This window comes from Curtobacterium caseinilyticum, from assembly GCF_030363035.1.
Lineage (GTDB): Bacteria > Actinomycetota > Actinomycetes > Actinomycetales > Microbacteriaceae > Curtobacterium > Curtobacterium caseinilyticum.
Genome location: NZ_JAUCMN010000006.1, coordinates 99,624 through 115,780 on the forward strand (window position 1 = coordinate 99,624; position 16,157 = coordinate 115,780).

The window sequence follows — 16,157 nt, forward strand, 5'->3', positions numbered from 1 at the left end:
GGGTGCGCCGTTCCGGTCGCGGGTCAAGGCGCGGCCGGGGTCGGTGGGGCGGCTAGTAGGCGCCGCGGGACCGCAGGACGGACGGGATCGTCCTGGCGAGGATCACGAGGTCGTGCAGGAACGACCAGTTCTCGACGTAGTGCAGGTCGAGCCGGACGCCCTCGGCCCAGTCGAGGTCCGAGCGGCCGCTCACCTGCCACAGCCCGGTCATGCCGGGCGTGACCAGCAACCGACGGTCGGCGAAGTCCTCGTACACCGCGACCTCGCTCGGCAGCGCGGGGCGGGGCCCGACGAGGCTCATCGACCCGGTGAGGACGTTCCAGAGCTGCGGGAGTTCGTCGAGTGACGTCCGCCGCAGGAACCCGCCGACCCTGGTGACGCGGGGATCGTCCTGCAGCTTGAACAACGGTCCGCTGCCTTCGTTCACCACCGCGAGTTCAGCGACGCGGGCCTCGGCGTCGACGCACATCGTGCGGAACTTGAGGATGGAGAAGTGCTGCCTGCCACGGCCGACCCGGCGCTGCCGGAAGAACACCGGACCGCCGTCGTCGAGGCGGATCGCCAGGGCGACGACCGCGAACACGGGAGCCAGCAGGAGCAGGCCGAGGGCAGCCCCCACGACGTCGAGCAGCCGCTTGCCCCGACGGCACCGGTAGTCCGGGGTCTCGATGTGCATGAGCGGCAGACCGTCGACCGGGCGCTCGTGCACCCGTCCCGCGGCGATGTCGGCGAGCGGCGAGGAGACGACGAGCTCGATGCCCCGCTCCTCGAGCTGCCACCCGAGCCGGCGCAGCCGTTCGTGACCGCCACGCACGGCGCCGGCGACGACCACGGCAGCGACGCCAGCTCCGGACGCAACGCCGAGCACGTCGTCGATGCCGCCGAGCACCTCGGCCGTGGCTCCGCCGAGGGAGACCTCGGCGCCGGGGGCGGCACAGTCGGTCACGACGCCGGCGACCCGGTACCCGGCTGCCGGCATCGCGGCGATGCGGCGGCCGACGTACCGGACGTCGTCGAGGTCACCGACGAGCAGGACGTCGAGGAGCTGCTGCCCTCGAGCGCGACGCCGAGCGAGGGCGGTGCGGACGGCCTTGCGCCCCAGGGCGAGCAGGACCAGCCCGAGCGGGAACGCGATGGCGACGTACCCCCGAGCGATGTCGAGTCGCACCGCGTAGGCGATCACGGCGACGGTCGCGCCGGCGACGAGACTGGCGGTCACGAGCCGTCGGTACTCCTCGCCACCGATCCCGGCGATGCGGGGGTCGCGCGTCCGGAAGCCGGAGAGCAACACCATCCAGAGCAGCATGATCGCCGGGGCCGTCACGACCTCGGTCAGGCCGGGGCTGGCGACGAGGGGGGACATGTCCCCCGGGAACCGCAAGGAGTGCGCGACGCCGAACGCGATGACGAGCAGCCCGAGGTCGAGCATGCCGACAGCGACGGAGAAGCCACGCGGGGCACCCGCAGGGGCAGCCCGCCGAGGCGTGCTCGCCGAGGGCTCACGCACCGCGATCGACATCCAGTACCTCCGGGCAGTGACCGGCAGGCGGATGGCGTGCCGGGTCCGGTGACACCGGACCCGGTCAGTATATCAGTACACGATGCGTCATACAGGAGTGTGGAGGACATCCGCGAGCGACCACAGGACCGGGCCCTCGACCAGCTGCGCGGCCTCCGCGTCGGACAGACCACGGACCCGGAAGCCGACACGCTCCCCCGGGAGCAGCGTCATGAACCCGCGGTCCACGGTCCCCGTCGGCGCGACGCGGTCCGGCTGCACGAGCAGGTCCCGCACGAGCGACTGCGCCTCGACGACCAGGTCGTGCCCGTCACCGTCGGCCGCCGGGGTCACCGTCGTCCGGTACCGCGCTGGTTCCCACCGCACGTCCTTGTCGGGCGCGGCCGTCCACACCGCGCGGCGCCAGTCCATGTCCGCGACGACGAGCTCCCGGGTCGGGTCGTCGAGGACGCCGACCGACTCGGGGAGGTCGACGACGGCGACCCCGGCCTCCGACAGCCGGACGGGCAGGGTGACCTCGGCGAGGATCGCGCCGGACACGTGCATGCGCCGGACCCGCACCACGCTGTCGCGGCCGCTCCGGGAGGAGCGCACCGCGAGCTCGACGGGCGAGTGCCCGAACGACCCGGGCGACACCCCGAGCGACAACGTGTCCGCAAGCTCGCCCGACTGGGCCGGCTCGTCAGCGGGAGCCGACCGATCGACGTGGTCCGTGCCTCCAGGCCGGTCGTCCGTCGTCGGACGGGACGCTCCGTCCGACGGACGGGCGACGGGTCGGATGACCAGCAGCACGTCGTCGTACAGACGCCGCAGTTCGTGCGCGAGCGGCTTCAGCCGCCCCGCCGAGTCGATGGCCGACCACGACGCGACCGGCCACAGGTCGTTGAGCTGCCAGACGATCACACCGGTGTTCCGGGGCCAGTGCGTCCGCCAGTGCTCGACGCCGGTCGCGATCGCCCGCGTCTGCTGCAGCTGCGTCAGGTAGTGCCAGCGGTCGAAGTCGGCGGGGTCCACGGACCCGAAGCGCGGTTCGATCCCCCGCGCCAGCTTGCCCATGCCGTCGTCGGCCTTCTGGTGGTGGACGACACCGGGCGAGTCCACGCGCAGCGGTTCGTCCGTGACGGCCTCGCGGATGGTCCGCCAGGCGGGCGGCGCCTGCCAGCCGAACTCGGACACGAACCGCGGGACGGAATCACGGTAGTGGTCGTCGGGCAGCCGGTTCCAGACGTCCCACGAGTGGTGCGTCTCGTGGTCGACGTCGTTCGCGGGAAGGCTCTCCGACCCGGACCACGGGGACGCGACCGTGTAGAAGCGTGACGGGTCGACCGCGTCGACGATCGTCGGCAGCAGGTCGAGGTAGTAGTCGAGACCCCACCCGCGGTCGCCGAGCACGTCCGCCCAGCCGTCGGCGTCGTGCAGCCAGATGTTCTCGTTGTTGCCGTTCCAGACGACGAGCGACGGGTGACCGGACAGGCGGGCGACGTTGTCCCGCGCCTCGGCGATGACCTCGCTGCGGATCGGCTCGATCTCCGGGTAGGCCGCGCACGCGAAGGCGAAGTCCTGCCACACGAGCAGGCCGGCTTCGTCGCACACGTCGTAGAAGTCGTCGGACTCGTAGACCCCGCCGCCCCAGACCCGGACGAGGTTGACGCCGAGGTCCGCCGCGACGCCGAGTCGACCGGCGATGCGCTCGCGGTCGACCCGCGACACGATGACGTCGTCCGGGATCCAGTTGACGCCACGGACGTCGATGACGGTGCCGTTGACGACGACGGTGAACGGCTTGCCGACGGCGTCGTCCGCGGTGTCGATGCGGGCCGAGCGGAAGCCGGTCTTCGTGACGCGACGGTCGAGCACCTCGCCGTCGACGGTCTGCAGCTCGACGGTCACGTCGTACCGGGGCTGCTCGCCGTACCCCCGGGGCCACCAGCGCCGCACCTCCGGCACGCGCACCGTCACGACCGTCTCGTCGTCCTTCGGGGTCAGCTGCGCCCGCGACCGCTGCCGCGTCGTCCCACCGTCCGCCGTCGGACCGGCCACCGTGACGACCAGCACGAGGTCGTCGTCCTCACCGTCCTGGTCGAGGTCGTTCATCCCCGAGCGCTCGACCCGGACGTGCGCGTCGAGGACGCCCTCGCCCGCCTCGACGTCGACGAGCGGCCGCACCTCTGCCAGCCGGGCGGTGGACCAGCGCTCGATCGCGACCGGACGCCAGGGCCCGCTCGTCACGGCGGTGAGCCCCCAGTCCCAGCCGAAGTTCGACGCCTGCTTGCGGACGTACGGGAAGGGCTCGTCGTACGGGCCCGGCATCGCGCCGGCGCGGGCGGCGACGCGGCCGGCCTCGCGGTAGGGCGACCCGAAGAGCAGCTCGAGTTCACGCTCCCCCGCGGCTCCGGGCACCTCGTTGAGGTCGAACCGGTAGCGACGGTGCATGTTCCGGGTGGTGCCGACCACGACACCGTCCAGGCTGAGCTCGGCGACCGTGTCGAGTCCCTCGCAGACGAGGTCGACCCGCTCGTGGCCGCGAGCCGAGACGTCGACCGTCCGTCGGTAGGCCCAGTCGGCTCGACCGATCCACTTCGCGCCGTCCTCGTTGCGGTCGAACGTCGGGTCCGCGACCAGCCCCTCGCGCTCGAGGTCGGTGTGCACCTGCCCCGGCACCGTGGCCCGGAGCGTGCGTCCCGCGATGCCGGCCGGCGCTCCGGCCGGCACCTGGTCACCGGCGATCGCCACGGTCCAGTCGTCGCGGAGTTCCTCGCGCTCGAGGGTCATGCGGGTCCTTTGCTGGGCGGACGGGAAGGGGCGGACGGGACCCGGGGCGGCTGGTCGCCGACTCCGGACCGGGACGCCGGCCGGCGGTCGTGCCCGTGGCCGTGTGGACGGCCGGGAGGCGCGGCACCGGTTGCCCAGGCGTCGTCGCGTCCGCGCGCGCGGACGACTGCTCGTCGCGTGCGGGGGTGCTCGGCGATGCTAGTACGGCGACCTTGCCGACGCACACGTCCGGGTCGCGGGACCGCGCGACGCGTCCTCCCGGCCCCGTGCCCGGCCGCGTGCCCGGCCGCGCGACGGCCGGGAGCCGGGTCGCGTGGGGAGCGCTCGTGGCAGGGTGGTGCCGTGATCACCGTCGAACTCGCCCGGTCGCTCCGCGACGCCGGACTCCGCTGGCACCCGGCGACGGGCGACCGGTTCGTCATCGACAAGCCGGGAGTCGACGACGACGTCTACACGATCTCCGAGATGACGGTCGAACGGCACGACCACCCGAGCGGCACGGTCCTCGGGTTCAACGGGACGACGGAGTGGGCGCTGGACTCGGTCGAGGCGTCCGAGTCGCTCTGGCTCCCCCGCGAGGACCAGCTGCGCCACCTGCTCGGGCCGGCGTTCGTCTCGCTGACGGCGGGGTTCGTCGTCACGGCGACGATCGACGGGGCCGGGCGCGCGTTCCGGCACGAGGACGCGGCCGAGGCGTACGGCGCCGCACTGCTCGCGTACATCACCGCCGCCTTGGACTGACCCGTCCCGTTCCTCGGCACGGAACGGGACCGCCCCGGCGGCCGGTGGTGGCCGGTCCGGGGCGGTCCGTCGTTCCTCGGGCGTCGTCCGGTCCTCAGTCCTCGGTCACCGGGGGCGCGTCGACGTCCCTGCGGCGGCGGGTCCGGACCAGGAGCAGCGCGCCGCCGAGCAGGAGGACGACCGCGGCGGGGAGCGCCACCCCGAAGACCGCCGAGCCGGTGAACGCGAGCGCGCTGGGCAGCGCCTCGACCGGGACCGCGTTCCGGACCACCTGCGAGGAGACCCGGACCGGACGAGCCTCGAGCGACGCCGCGCTGTCCGTGCCCTGGACGACCTCGGCGCCCGTCGCCGCGCTCGGCGGTGCGGCGGGGAGCGGTGCGGCGGAGAGCGGTGCTGCGGAGCGCGGTGCCGCGGCGTGCCCGTCGGTCTGACCGGTCGTCGCCGACCCCTGGACCTGCTCGGTCGTGCCGTCGGCACGGGTGACCCGTCCCTCGGCCTGCGACCGGAACAGCACCCGACCGGCGCGGACGTCCGCATCGGTCACCTCGTGGAAGCGTCCCTCGCAGGTGGTCTCCGCCCCCGGAGCCAGCGTCGCCGCGGCGCAGGTGAGCGGGTCGCCGTCAGCCGCGCGGAGCCCGTGCACCTCGAGGTTGCCGGTGTTCTGCACGGTGCCACGGACCGCGACGACGTCACCGAGGTGGAACACCTCACGAACCCCTGCAGCTCGGACCGCCCCCGACCCGGCCTGCACCACGGGGGACATCCGCAGGTCGAGCCGGTTCGCAGCGAGCAGGTCGACGCGCACCTCGTCACGATCGGTCGCCTCGTGGTCGTCGGGTGCGGTCCCGGTGCCGACCAGGGCGAACCGGACGACGCCCTCCTCGATCTCGCTCTGCGTCAGCACGTGGCCGTCGATGGCGCAGGTGACCGATGCTCGCGGTGCGAGCGGCGCAGTGGGGCAGTCCACGGTGCCGTCGGCCACCTCCACCAGTTCGGCGTGCGGCTCGCGCAGGGTGACGTTGCCGACGTTCGTCAGGGTCGCGCCGAGGTCCACACGGTCGCCCGGTCGCGGCACCGTGTGATCCGAGGCAGCGAGGTTCGCGCGCAGCTCCGCGTCGAGCACGGGGCGTCGCTCGATCGCGACCGCGGCGTCCGCCGAAGCGGTGCCCTGTCGATCGTCCGCGCCGATCGTGGTGACGGCGAACGCGAAGTCGACCCGACCGGCGTCGACGTCGGCCTGCGTCAACGGGTACCCGTCGACCTCGCAGACGACCTCGTCGCCCGGCGCGACCGCTTCCGCGGGGCAGCGGACCGTCGTACCGGGTCGGTCCACGACGAGCGCGGACGTGTCCCGCACGGTGGTGTTGCCCGTGTTCCGGACGACCAGGTGGAGCGTCACACCGTCACCCGCCGTCGGCAGCGCGTGCTCGACCTCGTCCAGCGTCGCCGTGGCGGACGCCGTGATCGCGGTCGCCCGGGGGAGCACCAGGTCGGTCGGTGCGGTCGCGGTCACCTCGGTGGACGACGGGGCTGTCCCGCTGCCGTCGAGGTCGAAGTGGACGGTCCCCGCATCGATCTCCGCCTGGGTCAGCGGCACGCGGTCGACGTCGCAGGTGGCCGCGTCGCCCGGCGCCAGGTCCGCGACGGGGCAGCGCACCCCGGTTTCGGTCCGGTCACGGACGACCACGGCGACGTCGTGCAGCGTGACGTTGCCGGTGTTCTCGACGGTCGTGGTGAGCTGTGCCTCGTCCCCGGCGAACGGCACGTCGTGCTCGCTCGGTGCCAGGGCGCTCGTCGCGCCGACCACGATCGACGGTGCCGCGGCGAGCGCCACGTCGGCGTGGTCGTCCGCGGCCACGGACCGGCCGTCCGGAGCGGTCGCGACGACGTGCAGTCCGAAGTGCACCGTCCCCGCGTCGATCTCCCGTTGTGTCAGGACGTGGTCCTCGACGGCGCACGGGAGCTCGGCACCGGGTGCCAGCGCTCCGTCCGGGCAGGACGCTCCGATCCCGCTCGGCTCGGGATCGCGCACCGTGACGTTGCCCGCGTTCGTGACGGCGGCGGTGAGCCGGACGTGGTCGCCGGCCCGCGGCCCCCGGTCCTGGACCGCGAGCGCGGCGGTCAGGGTCGTGGTGATCCGAGCCTCCTGGGCGACCGCCAGGGTCGTCGTGTCGGTCGCTGCGACCTCCGTCGCGTCGGGCGCGGTGCCCGTGGACCGGGCGTCGAACCGGACGGCGCCGGCGTCGATGTCCTGCTGGGTGAGGGCGTACCCGGCGGTGGTGCAGGCGACGGACGCGCCCGGCGCGAGCGGACCGGGCGGGCAGGTCACGGTGATGCCGGACGGACGGGTGACCGCGCTCGACGGGTCCGCCAGGGTGACGTTGCCGGTGTTCGTGACGCGGACCGTCACGGTGGCGACGGTGCCGGGCACCGGGGCCCCGTCGTCGGGCAGGGCCGCGGTCACCCGGGTGCCGATGGCCGGTTCGGCCGCGACGGTCGGCTGTCCCGCCTCCGCCGAGGCACGGACGTCGCCGCCCCGGGCGTCCTTCGCCACCACGGTCGCCGCGAACGCGACGTCCCCTCGGTCGACGTCGTCCTGGGTGACGGTGTGGCTCCCGTCGACGTCGCACGCGACCGACGCGCCCGGGGCGAGTGGCCCGTCCGGGCAGTCGGTCCGGAACTCCGGTCGGCCGTCGATCGTGGCCGTGGGGTCGTGCACGGTCACGTTGCCGGTGTTCCGCACCTCCAGGCGCAGGCGGATCCCGTCCCCGACGCCCGGCGGTCCGTCGACGACGGTCTGCAGCGTGGCGCCGATGGTCGGCGCAGGAGCGGGTGTCCCGACCGCGGCGGACGCCGTCCCGCTGACCGGTTCGCCTGCACGCGAGACCGCGTCGGCCTCGACCGTGTCCTCGATCCGACCGGTGTCGAGATCGGCCTGGGTGACCGCTCGCGACGGTGACGTGCACGCCGCGGTGGCCCCCGGTGCGAGCGCGTCGCTGTCACACGTGACGGCGCCGTTCGCGCCGGTCACCGTGAGGTCGTGCACCGCGACGTTGCCGTCGTTGCGGACCGTGCTCGCGAACGCGACCTGCTCGCCGAGGTCGGCGACGTCGTCGTCGTTCCCGTCGGACAGGACGGCGCGATCGGTGACGGTCAGGACGTTCTGCTCCGGCCGGAACGTCACGCTGGCAGGCGCCGGGAGCTCGACCCCGACGTGTTCCGTGACGTCGTCGGCGCGGATCGTGTACGTGCCCGCGTGGTCGGCGACGACGTCGAACGACACCGTGCAGTCGGTGGCACGGTAGGCGAGACTGCCGTTCCGGACGGCGACGGCGTCCGCGCCGCTCTCCGCGGTCACGTCGGCACCCTGGCACGTGCTCTGCAGCTTCGGGTCCGCGGCGATGTGGAGACCGTCGGGGAGGTCCTCCGCGAAGGACCACCCCGGCTTCGAGCCACGCTCGGATGTGTTGACGACACGCACGGTCATGCGTGCCGTGTCGCCGATGATCGGGTCGCCCGCGTACGCGTTCGCCAGCGTCGGCGTCGAGTCGACGACGGTCACACCGTCGATCGCGCCGTCGTTCCCGCTGAAGGCCCCCTGCTGGTTCCGGAGTCGCCACTTCACGGTGTCGCCGCTGAAGAGCAGTCCGCCGTTCGAGGTGAACCTGCCGGCCCGGTAGGTCTCCCCGCCGTAGGTGTACGTCGCGCCACCCTGCTCGGTGCAGGGGTCGATCGCGTGGTCGGACACGCTCCGCTCGGTGGTCCCGTCGATCAACGTGAAGTTCAGCTTCGGGTGAGCGAACCCGGCGCACGCACCGGCGGCAGCGACCACGCCGAAGGAGATGAACCGCCCCGACGCACCGACGGGCGTCGGCGCAGTCGGTTCGACCTGCACGGCGTTCGCGGGGACGCTGCGGTCCTCGGTCCAGGCGCTCACCGCGTGGTTCGTCGAGGGGTCCGTGCCACCCGCGCGCCCCAGGACGTAGGCGAGTCCCTGCAGCTGCAGGTTCCGCCCGCACGCCCCCATCGCGCTGCTCCCGACCCTCGTGATGATGCCGTTGCACTGCGACGGGTCGATCCACGCCGGGTCGGCGGTGTACCGCTCGCCGTTCCGCCCCACGTACTGGCTGAGGAGGATCGGCTGCGTCGAGAGCCCGTTCTCGAAGTCCTCGGAGAACAGGACGCGCGGATCAGCGCCGAGGACACCGGCTGCAGCTGTCTGCGGGGCGACAGGAGGTGGCGATGCGTCCGCCCGGGCGCGGTCGGGGTCCAGACCGGCACCGACGAGCAGCGTCGTGGCCACGATGAGCGCGGCGAGCGCGGCGGTCGGACGAGAGGATCCTCTTCGGACGACCGATACACAGGATGTTTCATGCACAGTCCTGTTGTACCGGTTGGGGAGTCGGCTGTCCGCCTGGGTGTTCCTGGGGCGTGCGTTGCGGGACCTTTGGTTGCATGAGGTCATGACCGTTCCGAACATCACCCTGAACGACGGCAAGACCATCCCGCAGCTCGGCTTCGGCGTCTTCCAGATCGAGCCCGAGAACACCAAGGAAGCAACGCTGACGGCGCTCGAGGTCGGCTACCGCCACATCGACACCGCCGAGATGTACGGCAACGAGAAGGAGGTCGGTGAAGCCATCGAGGCGTCCGGCATCCCGCGTGAGGAGATCTTCGTCACGTCGAAGCTCAACAACGGCTTCCACGACCCGGCCCTCGCTGCCGAGAACGGCAAGAAGTCGGCCGACCTGCTCGGCGGCTACACCGACCTCTTCCTCATCCACTGGCCGCTTCCGACCGTGTCGGACTTCGTCCCGACCTGGAAGGCGATGGAGGACCTCTACCACGCCGGCACCGCCCGTTCGATCGGCGTGAGCAACTTCCAGGCGCACCACCTCAACCGCCTCGCCGCCGAGACGACGATCACCCCGGCCGTCAACCAGATCGAGGTCCACCCGTACCTGGTGCAGGACGAGCTCCGCGCCTACGGCACCGAGCACGGCATCGCGACCGAGGCCTGGTCGCCGATCGCGCAGGGCCTCGTGCTCGACGACGAGACGATCACGCGCATCGCCGGCGCCACGGGCAAGACCCCGGCGCAGGTCGTCCTCCGCTGGCACATCCAGCGCGGCGACATCGTCTTCCCGAAGTCGGTCACGCGCTCGCGCGTCGAGGAGAACTTCGCGATCTTCGACTTCGAGCTGTCCGACGACGACATGACGGCGATCACGTCGCTCGACAAGGGCCACCGCACGGGGCCCGACCCGGACACGTTCGACTACGTCCCGGCCTGACGGCCGACGGTCGCGCCTCGCGACCACACGACGGACGGGAGGCGCGTGGCTCCGCAGCCACGGGCCTCCCATCCGTCGTGTCAGGACCGCCGCGAAGCCGTCACGGTGAACTTCGCCGTCCGCACGACCTGCCGCGTCGGGCCGACGAGACGCTCGAGCACCGGACGGTAGCGCAGGTGCGAGTTCCAGACGCACCACAGTTCCCCGCCGCTCTGGAGGATCGTGGCCGCGTTCCGGAACATCGCCTCGGCCGCGTCGGTGCTCACCGTGGTGCCCTCGTGGAACGGCGGGTTGCACAGAACGAGCTTCGTTGAGCCCTCGTCGAGCTCGTCGCCCGCGTCCGACCGGACGACGGTCACCCGGTCGGCGACCCCGTTCGCGGCGGCGGTCGCCCACGTGGACGCCACGGCGATCGCCGACACGTCGGTCGCCACCACGCGGATCTCCGGTCGGCGGCGCGCCAGCGCGGTCGCGATGACACCGTTCCCGCACCCGAGGTCGACGGCGGTCCGCGCCGTCGGCACCGCGCCGTCCACCACGTCGAGGAGGACCCGCGTGCCCTGGTCGAGCGACGTGCCGGCGAAGACGCCCCCGTGTGCGACGAGCGTCATCCCGAGCTCGTCCACGTGGACCGAGCGTGGCCACGGGTTCGTGGCGTCCGCGCGGACCGCGGTCGCGCGCAGCGGGTCCTGCGCGACGAGCAACCGCGACTTCCCCCGGCCTCGCGAGGCCGTCACCTCGCCGAAGTAGCGACGCAGGACGTCGTTCTGCGACAGGCTCATGTGCTTCGAGACACCGCCGCAGAGCAGGACGACGTCGGGAGCCGCCCATCGGGCGACGGCGCGGGCGGTCTCGTCGAGGCGGTCGTTGGACTTCGACAGCCGGAGGAGCACGAGACGGACGTCGCGGAACGCCTGCTCGAGCGTCTCGGCGAGCACGAAGCCGCTGCGCCCGAACGTCCCGGCGTTGGCCTGCAGTGCCCGGACACCGACGAGGGAGTCCTGCACGACCCGGACGCCCGACGCGCCGTGCACGGTCATCGCGCCGAGGGTCAGCACCCCGTACCGGTCGTCGACGACGGCGACCTCGCCGGGCTGCCGGAGGGCGTCACCGTGCACGTGCGGCGCCTCGTCGAGCAGGAACCGGTCCGTGCCGTCGATGGCGACGAGGTCGGGCTCCTCGCTGGCCGGGGAGCGCCGGAAGTGGTCGGCGAAGTCGAAGGGCACCGCCCAAGGGTACCCAGCGACCGTGGACGTCCCGCTCGCCGGGCAACGACCGCGGTATATCACCGGCGCCGTTGGTATCCCGGGGCTCTACGCTCGGAGGTGTCAGCACGTGGGGTGCGACACGATGGACGAGCGGAAGGGACGCATGTTCACTTCGCCAGAGGCCGAGGCACGTCCTCGGCTGCGCGACCAGGCACGGGAACGACTGCGCGCGGAGATCATGAGCGGCGTGCTCGCCCCCGGCGCCCTCCTCGACGACGAGCAACTCGCCGACCGGCTGCGGTGCTCCCGGACCCCGGTGCGCGAGGCCCTCTCCGATCTCGCCCACCTGGGGCTGGTCGAGTTCCGACCGAACCGGTACACGCGCGTGACGCTCCCCCGCCGCGAGGAACTCGTCCCGACGCTCCAGGCACTCGGGCTCCTGTTCGGCGGCGTCGTCCGCTCGACCATCGGCGAGCTGGACGACCGCGAGCGGGCAGCACTGTTCCGTCGCATCGGCCTCGTCCTGGACTGCATGGCGATGCCGACGTGGCAGTGGGGCGCCGATGCCGTGACGCCCGTCTACCGGTCGTTCATCTCGGCCTGCAGCAACCCGCTCCTCACCTCGACCCTGAGCAGTGCCCTCGACGGGCTCACGTTCCGGCTGCGCCACGACGACGTGCGGGCGGCCCTGCCGTGGGAGCACATCCGCAACGGCCTGGTGGCGCTCCGCGTGGCGGTCGACTGCCGTGACGGCCGCCTGGCGGAGCGTGCGTCGTGCACGATCCACCTGCTCCCGGACCCCGACCGGGCGAGGACCTGACGTGTGCAGCGCCTGTGTCCGCCGGGTGATCGCCGAGGTGCGTGCGCAGCGGCCGACGACCTGCCCGCCTGCCGGGGAGCGTCCGTGGCCGAGGCGCTGCGCGGCGGTCGACGCCACACTGCGCGAGGTCTTCGACCCGCCGGAACACTGAGCGATCCGCTGCGGCCGGTCGGTCCGCGACCTCCGCACCGACAGGAGGACGGCCGCGGCCACACGAGGTGGCCGCGGCCGTCCCGCTCAGCGCGCCCGGTTACCCGGCACGGAGCTGCAGGGAGGCCGTCGTCGTGTTCGCCCCCTTCGACACCGCGGTGGCGACGAGGACCTGGTCGCGGTGCTCGAGCGCCGGCGTGGTGATCGCCCACCGCCCGTCCGCCCCGACGGTCACGGAGCCGTACCCGTCCACGGGGCCGTTCTCATCGCCGAGACGGACCACGACTCCCGGCTCCGCGCGCCCGGACACCCGGACGGTGTCCCAGATCGGCGTGATCTCGAAGCCGTTCCCGGGCGACAGGATGCGGACCGCGGTCCCGTAGTCGATCGACAACGGCACCGAGTCGGCGTCGGCCTGTCGGACGACCTGCACCGCCGTCACGCGCACCGTGCCACCTCGACCGGGGGCGGCCAAGGTGACCGACCAGGTCCCGTCGGGGCCGACCGTGGTGCTCCGCAGGACGGTGGTGCCGTCCCGGACCTCGACCGTCGCACCCGCCTGCCCACGCCCGGACACCACCACGGGGGCGGTGACGTCGTCGGGGAACGCCGCCTGCGCGGTGAACGCGGCGATGGAGAGGACGACCTCAACGTCCGTCATGGCAATCTGCGCACCACCGGCACCGCGGGCGACGACGTGCACCGTCGTCGTGCCGAGCGGGAGTCCGTCCGCGGTGATCGACCAGGTGCCGTCGCCGGCGAGCTGCGCGGTCCTCGTGACGTCGCTCCCGTTCCGGGTCCACGTGACGTCGACCCGCGACGTCCCCGCAGGGGTCGCTCCGTCGAGGCGAGCGGTCCCCTGCAGCGGATCGGTGGTGACGACGCGGGCGGTGAGCGGGTCGCCGACCACCGTGGTCGTCGTCACGGCGACCGTGTCGAACGTCGCCCCGGGGAAGGAACCGGCGAGCGCCCCGCGGAGTTCTCCGGAGGTCGTCGTGGCGCCCGCCAGGGTGACGACGCCGATCGCGAAGCGGAACTGCTGCCCCTTCGCGACGGCCCAGTTGCGGTTCGCCAGCGTGTAGGAGTACGTCGTCCCGTCGGCGGACCGGACGCCGTCGACGAGCGAGTCCCCGCCGAAGTCCCGCCACGTCGACCCGTCCAGGTACTGTCCCCGGATCCGGTCCTGGCCGGTCGCGAACGTCGTTCCTGCGGGAGCGGTGAAGCGCAGCGTCCCCGAGGGGGTCGAGAACGCCGACTGCGCCGTGTAGCCCACGTTCACCGAGGTCGTCTCGCCGCGTCGCAGTTCGGCTGACCCGGCGTTCCCGACGATCTGGCCGGAGGTCGGCCCGATCTCCACCACGACCGAGGCCTGGTCCCGGTACCGGCCGTCGACCCACTGCTCGAAGACGAGGGTGTTCCGGCCCACCGCCAGGCCCGTCACGGTCGTGCTCCAGGTGCCGGTGGCCGCGTCGGAGGCGGTGGCGACCTGCCGACCGTTCCGCTTGATCACCGCCTTCCCCGTGGCGGTGCCGGTGACGACCGCCGACCGGGCGCCGTCGTTCTTGCTCTGCACCTCCGCGGTGATCGACCGTTGCGGGTAGGGGCGGGTGACCGGTGCCGAGGTGACCGTCGCCGAGTTCCTGCAGTCGAAGATCGAGCAGGCGTACGTCCAGTACTGCGGCGTCCGCGTCTCGCCGTACTCCCAGGAGAACGCGAACTCCGCCGTGGAGGTTCCGCCGTCCCAGTGGTAGTTGCTGGTGCTGTCGTCGCCGACGTTACCGACGTGGATCTGGCAGGTGTACTCGATGAGCCCGCAGCGGGGGTTCCCGGTCACCCGGTACGTCTTGTCGTCGATCGGCGTGAGGCTCACCCCTGTCGGCGTGTTCGCCACCGTGCGTTGCGACACCGCGCGCTGCGACACCGCCGGTTCCGTCGCCGTCACTGCACTCGCCGGCGTCGTGGGAGCCGTCAGCCCCATCACCGCGAGGACGAGTACGCCGGTCAGCGCGACCAGCGTCCGTGATCGTTCCATGTCTCCTCCTGATTCGTGGTCCGGATGAACCATGAACCAGTCAACCGGAGGCTGGTATCCAATGTTTCAGTCCGCCGTCACCGCTGCGGCCGGTACAGCACCACCGCGGTGTTCCGCTGCGGCCGCATGCCGGCACGGAGCGGCACGGCCCCACCGGTGGTGGTCGCCGCGAAGACGCGGGCGCCGGGCCGGGCGATCAGCTGGTCCGCGAGGGCACGCTCGAGCTCCCGCACACGGTCGCGCAGCACGCGGTTCTCGTTCTCGAGGTCGAGGACCCGTCGGATCCCCTCCAGCGACACCCCCTCGGACCCGAGGCGCGCGATCTCCCGCAGCTGCGCGACGTCGCGCATGGAGTACCGCCGTGAGCCGCCGCGGGTGCGGCCCGGCACGACCAGGCCGAGCCGGTCGTACTGCCGCAGCGTCTGCGGGTGCATCTCCGCGAGCTCCGCCGCCACCGCGATCGCGAAGACGGGCGAGTTCTCGTCCATGTCGGTCATGGCTGGTTCCTTTCCGTCGTTCGCTGCGTGCAGAACCAGCCTGGAGGCTCGGCGAGCGTCCGTCAGGAAGCCGCGCCGAGCCTCCAGGCTGGCTGGTGCGAGCAGCGCTAGCTGCGCGCCTTTGCGAGGAGGTCCTCGCGGGGATCCTCGTCGGGGAGGGCCGCGCGGAGGGCCTCGACGGCTTCGCGCTGCTTGTCCGACAGGTGCGACGGCACCGCGACCTGGACCGTCGCGAGCAGGTCGCCCGTGCCGTTCTTCGTCGTGACACCGCGGCCCTTGACGCGCAGGACGCGACCCGACGGCGTGCCGGGGGCGACCTTGAGCTTCACCGGGTCACCACCGAGGGTGGGGACCTGGATCGTCGCGCCGAGCGCCGCCTCGACGAACGTCACGGGGACGTCCACACGGAGGTGCTGCCCGTCGCGTTCGAACACGGGGTGCTTGCGGACGCTGACGGTGACCACGAGGTCGCCAGCCTCGCCGCCGTCCGCGCTCGGCTCGCCGCGGCCGCGCAGACGGATCTTCTGCCCGTCGGCGGCCCCCGCGGGGATGCGGACGTTCACCGGACGCCCGTTGCCCTGCGAGAGCTTGACGGTGTCGCCGGCGATCGCGGTGGCGAAGTCGAGGGTCGTCGACGCCGTGACGTCGCGGCCCTTGGTCGGACCACCGAAGCCGCGGAAACCGCCGGACGACTGTCCGAACCCACCGCCGCCGCCGAACATGCCGCCGAGGATGTCCTCGAAGCCGCCGGCGCCGCCACGGGCACCGCCCTGGCCGAAGCGCACGCGCTGCCCGCCCTGCTGGCCGAACATCCCGCCGAAGACGTCCTCGAAGCCGCCGCCCTGGCCCGGGCCACCCGCGGTGAAGCGGGCGCCGGAGCCCATGGCGCGGACCTGGTCGTACTCGGCGCGCTGCTCCTTGTCGGAGAGCACCGAGTAGGCCTCGCTGATCTCCTTGAAGCGGGACTCGGCGGCAGCGTCACCCGGATTGGAGTCCGGGTGGTACTGCCGGGCGAGCTTCCGGTAGGTCTTCTTCAGCTCAGCGTCGCTCGCCGTCTTGTCGACGCCGAGGACCTTGTAGAAGTCCTTGTCGAACCAGTCCTGACTGGCCATGAATCCCTACCT

General features: G+C 72.7%; 10 protein-coding genes. 3 read left to right on the top strand and 7 right to left on the bottom strand.

Annotated elements, in window-relative coordinates; all coding sequences use genetic code 11:
• Positions 1 to 52 precede the first annotated feature (52 nt).
• Positions 53 to 1,429, bottom strand: coding sequence for a sugar transferase (locus QUG93_RS10000; protein ID WP_289473756.1), 1,377 nt, complete (start codon positions 1,427 to 1,429; stop codon positions 53 to 55).
• A 177-nt stretch (positions 1,430 to 1,606) separates the two neighbouring features.
• Positions 1,607 to 4,291 carry a glycoside hydrolase family 2 protein gene (locus QUG93_RS10005; RefSeq protein WP_289473757.1) on the bottom strand — a complete coding sequence of 895 codons (2,685 nt, stop codon included), beginning with the start codon at positions 4,289 to 4,291 and terminating at the stop codon, positions 1,607 to 1,609.
• A gap of 342 nt (positions 4,292 to 4,633) precedes the next feature.
• On the opposite strand from QUG93_RS10005, the gene QUG93_RS10010 reads away from it, so the two are divergent.
• Positions 4,634 to 5,032: a pilus assembly protein CpaE gene (locus tag QUG93_RS10010; RefSeq protein ID WP_289473758.1), complete on the top strand. Its 399-nt coding sequence runs from the start codon at positions 4,634 to 4,636 to the stop codon at positions 5,030 to 5,032.
• A 94-nt stretch (positions 5,033 to 5,126) separates the two neighbouring features.
• Here the strand turns inward: QUG93_RS10010 and QUG93_RS10015 are convergent, their stop codons facing one another.
• A complete protein-coding gene (locus QUG93_RS10015) occupies positions 5,127 to 9,335 on the bottom strand; it encodes a DUF7507 domain-containing protein (RefSeq protein ID WP_289473759.1) in 4,209 nt (1,402 codons plus the stop codon).
• A 160-nt stretch (positions 9,336 to 9,495) separates the two neighbouring features.
• Here QUG93_RS10015 and QUG93_RS10020 point away from each other — a divergent pair, with 160 nt between their 5' ends.
• Positions 9,496 to 10,326, top strand: coding sequence for an aldo/keto reductase (locus QUG93_RS10020; RefSeq protein WP_289473760.1), 831 nt, complete (start codon positions 9,496 to 9,498; stop codon positions 10,324 to 10,326).
• An 80-nt stretch (positions 10,327 to 10,406) separates the two neighbouring features.
• Here the strand turns inward: QUG93_RS10020 and QUG93_RS10025 are convergent, their stop codons facing one another.
• The gene (locus QUG93_RS10025) at positions 10,407 to 11,552 is read right to left on the bottom strand and encodes a class I SAM-dependent methyltransferase (RefSeq protein WP_289473761.1); all 1,146 of its coding nucleotides are present in this window, start codon (positions 11,550 to 11,552) and stop codon (positions 10,407 to 10,409) included.
• Positions 11,553 to 11,697: 145 nt separating this feature from the next.
• Here QUG93_RS10025 and QUG93_RS10030 point away from each other — a divergent pair, with 145 nt between their 5' ends.
• The gene (locus tag QUG93_RS10030; RefSeq protein WP_289473762.1) at positions 11,698 to 12,354 is read left to right on the top strand and encodes a GntR family transcriptional regulator; all 657 of its coding nucleotides are present in this window, start codon (positions 11,698 to 11,700) and stop codon (positions 12,352 to 12,354) included.
• 250 nt (positions 12,355 to 12,604) lie between these two features.
• On the opposite strand, the gene QUG93_RS10035 is transcribed toward QUG93_RS10030, so the two are convergent.
• The 3 genes from QUG93_RS10035 to QUG93_RS10045 form a co-directional block, all read right to left on the bottom strand.
• Complete coding sequence (locus QUG93_RS10035) at positions 12,605 to 14,536, bottom strand: Ig-like domain-containing protein (RefSeq protein ID WP_289473763.1); 1,932 nt, start codon at positions 14,534 to 14,536, stop codon at positions 12,605 to 12,607.
• Between the two features lie 77 nt (positions 14,537 to 14,613).
• Positions 14,614 to 15,024, bottom strand: a complete 411-nt coding sequence (locus QUG93_RS10040; protein WP_289473887.1) for a heat shock protein transcriptional repressor HspR — start codon at positions 15,022 to 15,024, stop codon at positions 14,614 to 14,616.
• A gap of 116 nt (positions 15,025 to 15,140) precedes the next feature.
• Positions 15,141 to 16,145 carry a DnaJ C-terminal domain-containing protein gene (locus tag QUG93_RS10045; protein ID WP_289473764.1) on the bottom strand — a complete coding sequence of 335 codons (1,005 nt, stop codon included), beginning with the start codon at positions 16,143 to 16,145 and terminating at the stop codon, positions 15,141 to 15,143.
• Between the last annotated feature and the right edge of the window lie 12 nt (positions 16,146 to 16,157).